This window comes from Paenibacillus forsythiae T98 (assembly GCF_000520735.1).
Taxonomy (GTDB): domain Bacteria; phylum Bacillota; class Bacilli; order Paenibacillales; family Paenibacillaceae; genus Paenibacillus_AQ; species Paenibacillus_AQ forsythiae.
In genome coordinates this window covers 1-12,186 of sequence record NZ_ASSC01000891.1, presented here as the reverse complement: position 1 = coordinate 12,186, position 12,186 = coordinate 1, and the positions used below count along the sequence as shown (strand labels likewise).

General features: G+C 52.1%; 14 protein-coding genes. All 14 read left to right on the top strand.

All coding sequences use genetic code 11. The features are described 5' to 3' along the window. Positions 1-382 precede the first annotated feature (382 nt). The 14 genes from upp (at position 383) to murA (ending at position 11,919) form a co-directional block, all read left to right on the top strand. Positions 383-1,012, top strand: coding sequence for a uracil phosphoribosyltransferase (upp, locus tag L692_RS0127110; RefSeq protein ID WP_025688634.1), 630 nt, complete (start codon positions 383-385; stop codon positions 1,010-1,012). A 35-nt stretch (positions 1,013-1,047) separates the two neighbouring features. Then, the gene (gene wecB, locus L692_RS0127105; protein ID WP_025703114.1) at positions 1,048-2,202 is read left to right on the top strand and encodes a non-hydrolyzing UDP-N-acetylglucosamine 2-epimerase; all 1,155 of its coding nucleotides are present in this window, start codon (positions 1,048-1,050) and stop codon (positions 2,200-2,202) included. Between the two features lie 195 nt (positions 2,203-2,397). Further along, a complete protein-coding gene (locus L692_RS0127100; protein WP_025703113.1) occupies positions 2,398-2,652 on the top strand; it encodes an AtpZ/AtpI family protein in 255 nt (84 codons plus the stop codon). After that, a complete protein-coding gene (locus tag L692_RS0127095; RefSeq protein WP_025703111.1) occupies positions 2,645-3,022 on the top strand; it encodes an ATP synthase subunit I in 378 nt (125 codons plus the stop codon). Before L692_RS0127100 ends, L692_RS0127095 begins: the two co-directional genes overlap by 8 nt. Positions 3,023-3,051: 29 nt before the next feature. Further along, positions 3,052-3,873: a F0F1 ATP synthase subunit A gene (gene atpB / locus L692_RS0127090; protein WP_025703109.1), complete on the top strand. Its 822-nt coding sequence runs from the start codon at positions 3,052-3,054 to the stop codon at positions 3,871-3,873. An 82-nt stretch (positions 3,874-3,955) separates the two neighbouring features. Next, positions 3,956-4,186, top strand: coding sequence for a F0F1 ATP synthase subunit C (atpE, locus tag L692_RS0127085; RefSeq protein WP_025703107.1), 231 nt, complete (start codon positions 3,956-3,958; stop codon positions 4,184-4,186). Positions 4,187-4,301: 115 nt separating this feature from the next. Next, entirely contained in the window at positions 4,302-4,790 is a 489-nt protein-coding gene (atpF, locus tag L692_RS0127080; protein WP_025703106.1) for a F0F1 ATP synthase subunit B, read from the top strand. Next, complete coding sequence (locus L692_RS0127075; protein ID WP_025703104.1) at positions 4,787-5,338, top strand: F0F1 ATP synthase subunit delta; 552 nt, start codon at positions 4,787-4,789, stop codon at positions 5,336-5,338. The genes atpF and L692_RS0127075 overlap by 4 nt, the downstream gene beginning before the upstream one ends. A gap of 12 nt (positions 5,339-5,350) precedes the next feature. Beyond that, entirely contained in the window at positions 5,351-6,862 is a 1,512-nt protein-coding gene (gene atpA / locus L692_RS0127070; RefSeq protein WP_025703103.1) for a F0F1 ATP synthase subunit alpha, read from the top strand. A gap of 145 nt (positions 6,863-7,007) precedes the next feature. After that, on the top strand, positions 7,008-7,886 hold the full coding sequence (gene atpG, locus L692_RS0127065; RefSeq protein WP_025703099.1) for an ATP synthase F1 subunit gamma: 879 nt from the start codon (positions 7,008-7,010) through the stop codon (positions 7,884-7,886). Positions 7,887-8,022: 136 nt separating this feature from the next. Continuing rightward, positions 8,023-9,423, top strand: a complete 1,401-nt coding sequence (atpD, locus tag L692_RS0127060) for a F0F1 ATP synthase subunit beta (protein WP_025703098.1) — start codon at positions 8,023-8,025, stop codon at positions 9,421-9,423. 26 nt (positions 9,424-9,449) lie between these two features. Continuing rightward, positions 9,450-9,866 carry a F0F1 ATP synthase subunit epsilon gene (locus tag L692_RS0127055; RefSeq protein ID WP_025703097.1) on the top strand — a complete coding sequence of 139 codons (417 nt, stop codon included), beginning with the start codon at positions 9,450-9,452 and terminating at the stop codon, positions 9,864-9,866. Between the two features lie 226 nt (positions 9,867-10,092). Further along, entirely contained in the window at positions 10,093-10,338 is a 246-nt protein-coding gene (locus L692_RS0127050; RefSeq protein ID WP_025703095.1) for a DUF1146 family protein, read from the top strand. 201 nt (positions 10,339-10,539) lie between these two features. After that, positions 10,540-11,919, top strand: coding sequence for a UDP-N-acetylglucosamine 1-carboxyvinyltransferase (gene murA / locus L692_RS0127045; RefSeq protein WP_025703093.1), 1,380 nt, complete (start codon positions 10,540-10,542; stop codon positions 11,917-11,919). The last annotated feature ends 267 nt before the right edge of the window (positions 11,920-12,186 follow it).

The window sequence follows — 12,186 nt, the reverse complement described above, 5'->3', positions numbered from 1 at the left end:
GTAGAAGGGACTACCCAAGAATCTCCTTCCTCTAAGTCTAAGCGTAGGGAGGGGAGTGTTCAACAATTTACAGTAGAAAAAGCATGGCGGGCCACTAACCACTCTCACAAGGGAAACTATCGTTAACTCTATTGACATGGCTGTTGGATCTATCTTGGCAAGTGAACATGAAACTGCATTAACATTCGTTTTATGTGGAATTATTTAGTATGCTCTTGACAAGGGATAATCAATGTGCGGAGGCGTTTTAACGGAGCGGTTACTCCTTTTACAGGTGAAAAGCGCCGATGGTGGTGATATAATAAACAGGATTTAGCCGCAGGGAATAGCAAACGCTCATTATGGCTATTTAAGAAGACTCATAATTACCGGAGGGACGTTAATGGGGAAATTGGTGATTTGCGATCATCCTTTAATTCAGCACAAGCTGACTTTTATACGCGATGTGCGAACCAATACGAAGGAATTCAGGGAACATGTGGACGAAGTGGCCACCTTGATGGCCTATGAAATTACGCGGGATATTCCTTTGGAAACAATTACGGTGCAGACTCCGGTTGCCGAAACCGAAAGCAAGGTCATCTCCGGCCGAATGCTGGGGCTTATCCCGATTCTGCGAGCTGGCCTTGGAATGCTTGAAGGCGTTCTGAAGCTGCTTCCGGCGGCGAAGGTGGGCCATGTCGGCCTGTTCCGTGATCCGGAGACGCTTCAGCCCGTCGAGTATTATATCAAGCTGCCGACGGATGTGCAGGAGCGCGAGCTGATTGTCATCGATCCGATGCTGGCGACCGGGGGTTCCGCGATCGCGGCGATCACTTCGCTCAAGAACCGCGGCTGCACCCAGATCAAGATGATGAATCTGATAGCCGCTCCCGAAGGCGTTGCCGCCGTTCAGGAAGCCCATCCCGATGTGGACATTTATGTCGCCGCCCTTGACGACCACCTGAACGATCACGGCTATATCGTGCCGGGTCTTGGCGATGCCGGAGACCGGCTGTACGGAACAAAATAACAGAGCGTAAAGCAGCGGAAGAAAGGATACGGGTTATGTCCAAGATTAAAGTTATGACGATTTTCGGCGTCCGTCCCGAGGCGATCAAGATGGCGCCGCTGGTTCTGGAGCTTCAAAAGTATCCCGAGCATATCGAATCGCTCGTTTGCGTGACGGCTCAGCACCGGCAACTGCTCGATCAGGTGCTTGAGGTCTTTAATATCGTGCCCGATTACGATCTGGACGTTATGAAGGATCGGCAGACGCTGAACGAAATTACCATTCGGGTTCTTGAAGGGCTGGAGCCTGTGCTGCGCGAGGCGAAGCCGGATCTCGTGCTTGTTCACGGAGACACACTGACAACATTTCTTGCCAGCTATGCCTCCTTTTTGCAACAGATTCAGGTAGGGCATGTGGAAGCGGGACTACGAACCTGGAACAAGCTCTCGCCGTATCCTGAAGAAATGAACCGTCAATTGACCGGCGTGCTCGCCGACCTGCACTTCGCTCCGACCGACTGGTCAGCGGGCAACTTGAGACATGAAAACAAAAAAGAATCAAGTGTTTATATCACAGGCAATACGGTAACCGATGTGTTTCAATATACCGTACAGCCGGGTTACCGGCATCCTGTACTGGATTGGGCAGCAGGAAAAAGACTTGTTCTGATGACGGCGCACCGCAGGGAATCCCAAGGCGAACCGCACCGTCATATTTTCCGTGCCGTCAAAAGAATCGCTGATGAATTCGAAGATGTCGCCATCTGCTATCCCGTGCATCCGAGTCCTGCGGTCAAGGAACCGGCGTACGAGATTTTGGGAGGGCACCCGAGAATCAAGCTGATCGATCCGCTGGATGTCGTGGACCTGCACAATTTTTATCCGCATACCCACTTGATTTTGACCGATTCCGGCGGCTTGCAGGAAGAAGCCCCCTCCTTTGGAGTTCCTGTTCTCGTGCTGCGCGACACAACGGAGCGCCCGGAAGGCATCGAGGCCGGGACGCTGGAACTGGTGGGTACGGAAGAAGAGAAGGTGTATCAAAGGACACATGCATTGCTGACTGATCAGAACCTCTATCAGTCTATGAGCCGGGCCGCCAACCCGTATGGAGACGGTAAAGCGTCGAAGCGAATTGTCGGTGCAATTTTGCATCATTTTGGAGTGAATCAAGAGCGTCCCGATCAATTTCACAGAATGTTCACAAGCTGATTTGAAGTCTGAGATAGCCGAGCCGTGAAAAGGTTTTTACAAGTGTACAGTTAAACTGTACGGTTTATATGGTTTTGGAATGATTTGCTGTGATTTTTTTCATACTTTCAGTTGTATTTCGACCCTGTTTATGACACGTTGACAAACTCTTGTTGCATTCAGTAAAATGAATTGGAATTCCAAGGGTGGGGTATTATGAAACAGCCTGATCAACCGAATAAAGGAGATCGAAATGCGGTTAAATCGTTTCGAGCCATGGGCCTTGTCAGTGCGATAGGAATCGATCTTGCCGGCTGTACCTTGGGAGGCTATCTTCTGGGAGACTGGCTAGGGAGCAAGTGGGGAAACCCTGGGCTCTGGGTCGGTTTAGGCGTTCTTTTCGGCATGTTGTCAGGAGCGGCAAGCATCATTGCCGTTATTAAGAGGGTGACGGGGGAAAGCGATGAATGAGACTTCCAAGATGAATAAGCTTATGATCATGACTATTATGGGGATCATAGCGGTTTGTTTTATCATCGCCGAAATTATGCCTCATCGCCGAACGGTGTTCCACGGAGTGGTTCTCGGTGCTTTCGTCAGCTGTCTCAATGTACTGCACATGGCTTACAAGGTTCGCAAAATTTCAATTGCCGCTGCTGGAGGAAGCAAGAAACGCGTTACTCTCGGATTTAGTTTTAGAATTGCCACTTCGATTCTTGCCATTGTGCTCGCGCTGGAGTTTCCGCATTACTTTAACGACATCGCGGTGTGCGCAAGTTTGGCGGCGGGCCAGTTCGTGCTATTTATCGTAGGTTTTGTTATGGTATTAAATGAAGATTGAATCTTGCTGCTGAGAAAGGGGTGAGAAACATGTTACATGATTCACCGGTTATTAATGTTGGGGGACTTGACATTGACCTGTCGGTTGTGCTGATGCTGATCGTTACCTGTATGATCGTCTTTTTGATCGCCCGCTTGGCAACACGCAATCTGTCTGTAGAGAATCCCGGTAAAATGCAGAATTTTATGGAATGGGTTGTTGAATTTGTTCAAGGCCTGATCTCCAGTACGATGGATTTAAAGAAGGGCAAACCCTTCCTGTCTTTAGGGACGACGCTCATCTTGTTCATCTTTGTAGGAAATATGCTCGGACTGCCGTTCAATATCGTAACGGAGTACAATGACGCTAGCAAGGCTCATATCTTTGGCCAAGAAATCGTATCCGTAACGGAGAAGATTCATGCTGCTCAGGAACGCCATCCAGGGGAAGAAGTGGAAGTAGGTATAAGCTGGTGGAAATCTCCGACGGCTGACCCTGCGGTAACCATGGGCTTATCCGCGATGGTCTTTGTACTGGTTCATTTTGTGGGGATAACGCGCAATACGAAAGGATATTTCAAACATTATTTGCAACCTTACATATTCTTTCTGCCCATAAATCTGATCGAGCAGCTCTCCAAGCTGCTGACACTGGGCATGCGTCTATTCGCGAATATCTATGCGGGTGAGGTTTTGATTTCTGTGCTCATCGCATTGGGATCTTCCGGTATTATCGGAGGGATAGTCTCCATTCCACTGCTGATGGCGTGGCAAGGCTTCAGTATTTTCATCGGCTCCATTCAGGCGTTTGTATTCACTATCTTGACGTTTGTTTACATTTCGCAAGTAATTGAAACCCACGAAGAACATTAGTTTCGGGCTGTCGTCCTTAAGGTCGAACAGTCTTCAAATAAAACTTAAACCACAATACACAATTTTAAGGAGGATTTTTCAAATGGGAGTAATGGCATATATCGCGGCAGCGATCGCGGTAGGATTGGGCGCGCTTGGCGCCGGTATCGGTAACGGTCTGATTATCAGTAAAACGGTGGAAGGAATCGCCCGTCAGCCCGAAGCAAGAGCTACGCTTCAAACGACGATGTATATCGGTGTAGGTCTGGTAGAGGTTCTGCCAATTATCGGCGTCGTTCTTGCCTTTATTTTCTACTCAGGCGCAGGTGCCTAAGTTAAGCTTTATAATCTGGCGGGGAAGGCCACGGCCCTCCGCGCTTTCTTTTTGGCACTAGAGGCTCGTCCATCTAGTGAGATCACTAACGTTATCGGAAAGGAGTGACCTTAAAATGCATTTCGTACCTTCATCGCTCGTCCTGGCGCTGATTGCATTTCTGATCTTGTACTTCGTGCTTAACAAATACGCGTTCGGCCCTTTGTTCTCCATGATGGAGAAACGGCGCGAGCTGGTATTGCAGCAAATTAATGAGGCTTCGCAGACGCGGGAGCAGGCGGTCGCTTATGTAGAGGAACAAAAGCAGGCTCTCCAGGATGCCCGCAAGGAAGCTTATGACATTATCGAGCAATCCAGACAGACGAGCAGCAAGCAAACCGAACAACTGCTTGATCAAGCCAAAGCGGAAGCGGCTCGAATCAAGGAAGAAGCCGTTCGCGACATTCAGAGCGAGAAGAACAAAGCTGTCGAGGCGCTGCGCAGCGAGCTCGGTTCGGCTTCCGTGAAAATCGCATCCAAGCTGCTTGAGAAGGAAGTCGGCTCGGATGCCGCGCAGGAGGAACTTGTCGATCAGTACCTCAAAAAGGTTGGGGGCAGATCATGAGTCAGGATACGGTAGTCGCCAAAAGATACGCGAGGGCATTGTTCGAGGTGGCTGTTGAAGAGAAGAAGACGCTGGAAGTGGAAGAAGAGCTGAAAGCCCTGGTCTCCGCACTGGCTTCCAATACCGATCTTCAAAGATTCATCAGCACTCCGAAAATTTCGGGGGAGGACAAGCTGGCGGTGCTCAAGCAAGCACTTGAGGGCAAGCTGTCTATGGTTGTCATCAACACCCTTAAACTTCTCGTAGAGCGCGGCAGAATGAACATTCTCTCCGACCTTCTGGACAGCTACGTCAAGATCGAAGGCAAGAGTCTGAGTCTTGCCGACGCTACCGTGTATTCCACGTATGAACTGGACGAGCGGGAAAAGAAAGCTGTCGCTGAAGAATTCGGCACTTTGTCCGGGCGCAAAATTCGCGTTACTAATATAATCGACAAAAGCTTGCTGGGCGGACTTAAAGTGGTCATCGGCGATACGCTGTACGACGGCAGTCTTGCCGGCAAGCTGGAACGTCTGGAAAAATCCTTTAACGATAAGCACAGAAGATAGGGGTGAGCGTACTTGAGCATCAGACCTGAAGAAATCAGCACTTTGATTAAAAGTCAAATCGAACAATATAAATCCGATATTGAAGTCACCGAAATCGGAACTGTTATTCAAGTCGGCGACGGGATCGCCCGTGTATACGGTCTGGAAAATGCGATGGCGGGCGAACTGCTGGAGTTCTCCAACGGCGTAGTGGGCATGGCGCTCAATCTGGAGGAAAGCAACGTCGGTGTCGTTATCCTTGGTGAATATACGGAAATCCGCGAAGGCGACCAAGTGAAGCGTACGGGCCGCATTATGCAGGTTCCCGTCGGTGATGCTCTGCTTGGTCGTGTCGTTAATCCGCTCGGCCAGCCGCTGGACGGCAAGGGACCGATCGAGACCACGGAATTCCGTCCTGTCGAGAACAACGCTCCGGGCGTTATCGAGCGTAAATCGGTGCATGAGCCGATGCAGACCGGCCTCAAGGCGATTGACTCCATGGTTCCGATCGGCCGCGGTCAGCGCGAGCTGATTATCGGCGACCGTCAGACCGGTAAAACGGCTATCGCCATCGACGCCATCATCAACCAAAAGGGCAACGGCATGAAATGTATCTACGTTGCCATCGGACAAAAACAATCCACAGTAGCACAGGTTGTCGAAACTCTGCGCCGCCACGGCGCGCTGGACTACACGATCGTCGTTACCGCTTCGGCTTCCGAGCCGTCTCCGCTGCTGTACATCGCTCCATATGCGGGCTGCGCGATGGGCGAATACTTCATGTATAAGGGCGAGCACGTTCTGGTTATTTATGACGACCTGTCGAAGCAGGCCGCCGCTTACCGCGAACTGTCTCTGCTGCTCCGCCGTCCTCCAGGCCGCGAGGCGTTCCCTGGCGACGTATTCTATCTCCATTCCCGTCTGCTGGAACGCGCCGCGAAGCTGAGCGACGAGCTCGGCGGAGGTTCTCTGACTGCGCTGCCGTTCATTGAAACACAGGCTTCCGATGTATCGGCCTATATTCCTACGAACGTAATCTCCATCACCGACGGTCAGATTTTCCTGGAATCCGATCTGTTCTACTCCGGCCAGCGTCCGGCGATTAACGTCGGTATCTCCGTATCCCGCGTAGGGGGATCGGCGCAGATCAAGGCGATGAAGAAGGTTGCCGGATCGCTCCGTCTGGACCTTGCCCAATACCGCGAACTGCAGGCTTTTGCCCAATTTGGTTCCGATCTGGACAAATCGACTCAAGCCCGTCTGAACCGCGGCGCGCGGATGATGGAAATTCTGAAGCAGGGTGTCAATCAGCCTCTCTCCGTTGAGCATCAGGTTATCAGTTTGTATACGGCGGTCAAAGGATATCTGGATGAAATTCCGGTCAAGGACGTAAAACGCTTTGAGAAGGAATTCCTTTCCTATATGGACAGCAATGCGCCGGAAGTGGCTGCGTCCATCACGGAAACCAAGGACCTGACGGCCGATAACGAAACGGCGCTGAAGGCGGCTATCGAGAAGTTCAAAAAAGGTTTTGCGACAAGCTAAGGATTAAGCCTGGACGCAAACTGCTGATTCGAAAATCAGGAGCAGGCCGGGCTTGCGGAGTTCTCCCGGGCTCGGCTTTGCCAAAGCGCAAGATTATGCTTACGAAGTAACTTTTGCACAGCAAAAGTTTTGAGGTGGTGAAATCATGGCAAGAAGCATGCGTGATATTAAACGTCAAATCAAGAGCGTTCAGAACACCAGACAAATCACCAAAGCGATGGAAATGGTCGCCGCCTCCAAGCTGAGAAAGGCGCAGGAGAAAGCGGAAGCGGCCCGTCCCTATTCGCAGAAGCTGAAAGAAGTTGTGTCGAATATCGCTGCCGGGACCAAAGGAATCCAGCATCCCATGCTGGTGAGCCGCCCCGTCAAGAAGACCGGCTATATTGTGGTCACGTCAGACCGCGGCCTGACCGGAGGCTCGAATGCCAACGTCTTGCGCAAAGTGACGACGCTAATCCAGGAGCGCCACAGCTCCAAGGATGAATACGGCCTGTTTGTTATCGGCCGCAAAGGGCGGGACTTCCTGCGCCGGCGCGATTATCCGATTGTCGAGGAAGTAACCGAACTGTCCGACACCCCGTCTTTCTCCGACATCAAGTCGATCGCTTATGCGGCGGTGGGACAATTTGAGGAAGGCGTGTTCGACGAGATCTATATCTGTTATAACGTGTTCGTCAATCCAATCAGCCAGATTCCGACCGTAGTTCGGCTGCTGCCGATGGATGGAGTAGGACAGACGGAAGAACCCCGAAGTCATGAGCTTAAGGCGGGCTACGAATATGAGCCGTCGCCGGATGGCGTATTGGAGGTTCTGCTGCCGAAATATGCGGAGACTTTGATTTACAGCGCCATTCTTGACTCTAAAGCCAGCGAGCTGGGCGCCAAGATGACGGCAATGGGCAGCGCGACCAAGAACGCCTCGAAAATGATCGGAAATCTGACGCTTACGTACAACCGTGCCCGTCAGGCGGCAATTACGCAGGAAATTACCGAGATCGTAGCGGGTGCGAATGCGCAGTCTTAAAATATAAGAGAGCATAGGCCGATCGCTTATCCTTAACCTTATATTTTTACTTAGAAACGGAAGCCTTCCTCCTGCGAGTGTGAGGACGGCGTAGCCGTTTTTTCTTGGGTAACAGTTTTCAAGGAGGGAAACATAGATGAACGTAGGACGCGTAGTAAGCATTATGGGTCCGGTTGTCGATATTGAATTTGAACGCGGCCAACTGCCCGAAATCTTCAATGCGATCAAGATCGGCGCCGACGCAGGACAAGGACGCCTGCAGGAGCTGACGCTCGAGGTATCCAATCATCTCGGCGACAATCTGGTGCGCTGTATTGCCATGTCCTCCACGGACGGACTTGTTCGCGGGTTGGACGCGGTAGACCAGGGAGCCCCGATTTCGGTTCCCGTCGGTGATGTAACGCTGGGCCGGGTATTCAACGTGCTTGGCAATACGATTGACAACGGAGCGGAAATCGGCGCTTCGCAAAAGAACCCGATCCACCGGATCGCGCCGACGTTCGACGAGCTGTCGACACAAGCGGAAATCCTGGAAACCGGGATCAAGGTTATCGACCTGCTCGCCCCTTATGCCAAAGGCGGCAAGATCGGTCTGTTCGGCGGCGCGGGCGTGGGCAAAACGGTAACGATTCAGGAACTGATCAACAACATCGCCCAGGAGCACGGCGGGATTTCCGTATTTGCGGGCGTCGGCGAGCGTACACGCGAAGGTAATGACCTTTACCATGAAATGACCGATTCCGGCGTTATCAAGAAGACGGCGATGGTGTTCGGACAGATGAATGAACCGCCGGGCGCGCGTCTGCGCGTAGCGCTGACAGGGCTGACGATGGCGGAATATTTCCGCGATGTCGAAGGCCGCGATACCCTTCTCTTTATCGATAACATCTTCCGCTTCACGCAAGCGGGCTCCGAGGTATCCGCTCTGCTGGGCCGCATGCCGTCCGCTGTAGGTTACCAGCCTACGCTGGCAACGGAAATGGGCCAATTGCAGGAACGAATCACTTCTACCAAAAAAGGCTCGGTTACTTCCATTCAAGCGATTTACGTTCCGGCGGATGACTACACCGACCCCGCTCCGGCAACGGCGTTTGCCCACTTGGACGCAACAACGAACCTGGAGCGTAAAATCTCCGAAAAAGGGATTTTCCCGGCGGTTGACCCGCTGGCGTCCAGCTCGCGGATGCTGAATCCGGAAATCGTGGGCGAAGAGCATTACAATGTGGCTCAGGGCGTTAAGCAGCTGCTTCAGCGCTATACCGAGCTTCAGGATATCATCGCTATCCTGGGTATGGATGAGCTGAGCGAGGAAGATAAGCTGATCGTGGCCCGTGCCCGCAAGGTAGAGCGTTTCCTGTCCCAGCCTTTCCATGTGGCGGAGCAGTTCACCGGCTTCAAAGGCGCCTATGTGCCTGTCAAAGAAACCGTCCGCAGCTTCAAGGAAATTCTGGAAGGCAAGCACGATGATCTTCCGGAAGCGGCATTCCTGTTCGTAGGCACGATCGAGGAAGCTGTTGAAAAGGCGAAAACGTTGTAACCTGAAGCGTTAAGGAGGAATTCGCAGTGAACACCTTTTTGTTGGAAATTGTCACGCCGGATCACCTCGTATATGCCAAGCAGGTCTACAGCTTGACCGTACGGGGGGCAGAAGGCGATCTGGGCATTTTGTCGGGACATATTCCGCTTGTAACTCCGCTTCAGGTTGCGCCGATGATCATCAAATCGGACAACGGTGCGACTACAGTCGCCGTTCATGGCGGTTTTATTGAAGTGAATAAGGAAAAAGTGACCGTGCTGGCGGAGAGCGCCGAACTGCCCAGCGATATTGATCTTGAACGCGCCGAGGCGGCCAAAGAACGCGCACAGCGGCGTTTGCAGTCCCGAGGCAAGCAGGACGAGATTGATCATCGCCGCGCCGAGCTTGCGCTGCAGCGTGCGGTTACACGGATTAAAGTGTCCGCCAAAAAAGGACAACAATAAAATGAGAAGCAGTCTGGCCTAGCGCCGGGCTGCTTTTTTCTTGAATACACAGCAAAATAAGATGACAATAGTTTAACAAATGATGTCATTTTGTAACTTATAAGCGGACATTAAAATTAAGAGCGTTTTCCTGGAGAGTTTTGGCCAAAAAAATTGTAAAAGTACTGGATTCTTTTTCATTACGCAAGTATGATGTAAGAGTCGATTTCCAAGGGGGCATGAACTCATGACAGCCGAACTTACCGGCTCCATAGGAATTAGTGGTTTGACGTCGATGATTGTGTCGCTGCTGTGTGTTGCATTATCCTGGTGGGCCTTGCAGAACCTTAAGCTGGATTTGATCATAAGATATCCCAAGAGCCCGCAAGGGCGGCTGCTGCATTTGCTGCTGGCTATCGTGCTGGGACATTTTGTAGCGGGTTTCCTGCTGGATTATCTGGGATATACTGCTCAAATCCGCCATATGTTTTAATGAACAGGTTGGTCCGCATAATAACATTTTTTTATGTTAAAACTTAAATTAAAGAAGCGTCTCGCGTAAATCCGGGGCCAAGCAGCGGAAATCGAAGCATTTTACAAATGGATTATTAACTGTTACTGTACTCAAACAAGCAAGGATATGGAGAATGATATCAATGTCAGAGAAAATAATGGACGCGGAGGGAAATGAAAAATGAGTAAATTTATCGTCCGCGGTGGCAAAAGATTGACCGGGAGTGTAAAAGTAAGCGGCGCGAAAAACTCCGTACTACCGATCATAGCCGCCTCTCTATTGGCAGAAGAAGGGGACAGCGTTATTGTTGACGCGCCTCCGCTAGATGATGTGTTAACGATCAGTAAAGTACTGGAGTCACTGGGGGCGGGAGTTACATATCAGAATGATATTATTCAGGTGGATGCCCGAAATCTCTCGACTTGTGAAGCGCCTTACGAGTGGGTGCGCAAAATGCGGGCTTCCTTTTTGGTGATGGGACCTCTTTTATCCCGGCTGGGTCATACACGTATTTCACTCCCCGGCGGCTGCGCGATCGGAACGCGTCCCATTGACCAGCATCTGAAGGGATTTGAAGCGCTTGGAGCCGAAATCAGTCTGGGGCAGGGTTACATTGAAGCCAAGAGCAATGGCCGGCTGCGCGGGGCCAAGATCTATCTGGACGTTGCCAGTGTAGGCGCGACCGAGAATATCATGATGGCCGCGTCCCTGGCCGAAGGCGTGACGACGATCGAGAATGCCGCGAAGGAGCCGGAGATAGTCGATTTGGCCAATTACCTCAACAGTATGGGCGCGGTCGTTCGCGGCGCGGGCACGGGCGTTATCCGCATTGAAGGGGTGGAGCGTCTGCACGGCGTCAGACATCATGTAATTCCGGACCGGATTGAAGCGGGAACGTACATGGTGGCTGCGGCGATTACCGGCGGCGACGTGTACGTGGAAGGCGCCATCGTCGATCACCTCGGCCCGGTTATCGCCAAGCTGGAAGAAATGGGCGTGACGATTATTCCGGATGAGAACGGCGTGCGTGTTATCGGCGACAAGCCGCTCAAGGCCGTTGACGTGAAGACCTTGCCGTATCCGGGCTTTCCTACCGATATGCAGTCCCAGATGATGGCGCTCCTGCTTCGCTCGGAAGGAACGAGCGTCATTACGGAGACCGTCTTCGAGAATCGCTTCATGCATGTGGACGAATTCCAGCATATGAACGCCGAAATCAAGATCGAAGGGCGTTCCGCCATCGTCACCGGCAATGCCCGGCTGACGGGAGCGAAGGTCTGCGCTACGGATCTGCGGGCGGGAGCGGCGCTGATTTTGGCCGGTCTGGCTGCGGAGGGAACGACGGAAGTCGGCGGCACGCATCATATCGACCGCGGCTATGTGCATCTGGCCGAGAAGCTGTCCGGCCTCGGTGCGGACATTTGGCGCGTAACGCTCGATGAAAGTCCGGCGGAAGCCAAGGAAGAAGCGTCCAAGCCGGAAACGGCCAAGAACGCTCCTTCGAGGAGCGAGGAGACGAAGCCGCGGTTCCAGGTGCAGATTCAACCGACCTGGGTATAACTCTCTGACAAAATAAAATTGAAGATTGTAAAGGGAAGAGACCTGTGCGTGCGGCCGGGTCTCTTTATTTTTGGTTGGAAAATGGCAGGCCGCTGCGGTGGATATCCCTCTCCTTTCTCTCGAATGCTCCGTTCTAGCAATTGTCCGAGACTCATAATATGAAGTATAAGGACAAACGGGAAGGGAGACGGAAGAGATGAAAGATTTCCGCCTTTGGCGCCGCCAAGCGGCGCGGTGGAGACCCGGCCGCCGAAGAAGACGCCTGCA

Bases quoted from the DNA above. Each gene is read 5' to 3' on its own strand.
- upp (WP_025688634.1), top strand. From the start codon at position 383: ATGGGGAAATTGGTGATTTGCGATCATCCTTTAATTCAGCACAAGCTG.
- wecB (WP_025703114.1), top strand. From the start codon at position 1,048: ATGTCCAAGATTAAAGTTATGACGATTTTCGGCGTCCGTCCCGAGGCG.
- L692_RS0127100 (WP_025703113.1), top strand. From the start codon at position 2,398: ATGAAACAGCCTGATCAACCGAATAAAGGAGATCGAAATGCGGTTAAA.
- L692_RS0127095 (WP_025703111.1), top strand. From the start codon at position 2,645: ATGAATGAGACTTCCAAGATGAATAAGCTTATGATCATGACTATTATG.
- atpB (WP_025703109.1), top strand. From the start codon at position 3,052: ATGTTACATGATTCACCGGTTATTAATGTTGGGGGACTTGACATTGAC.
- atpE (WP_025703107.1), top strand. From the start codon at position 3,956: ATGGGAGTAATGGCATATATCGCGGCAGCGATCGCGGTAGGATTGGGC.
- atpF (WP_025703106.1), top strand. From the start codon at position 4,302: ATGCATTTCGTACCTTCATCGCTCGTCCTGGCGCTGATTGCATTTCTG.
- L692_RS0127075 (WP_025703104.1), top strand. From the start codon at position 4,787: ATGAGTCAGGATACGGTAGTCGCCAAAAGATACGCGAGGGCATTGTTC.
- atpG (WP_025703099.1), top strand. From the start codon at position 7,008: ATGGCAAGAAGCATGCGTGATATTAAACGTCAAATCAAGAGCGTTCAG.
- atpD (WP_025703098.1), top strand. From the start codon at position 8,023: ATGAACGTAGGACGCGTAGTAAGCATTATGGGTCCGGTTGTCGATATT.
- L692_RS0127050 (WP_025703095.1), top strand. From the start codon at position 10,093: ATGACAGCCGAACTTACCGGCTCCATAGGAATTAGTGGTTTGACGTCG.
- murA (WP_025703093.1), top strand. From the start codon at position 10,540: ATGAGTAAATTTATCGTCCGCGGTGGCAAAAGATTGACCGGGAGTGTA.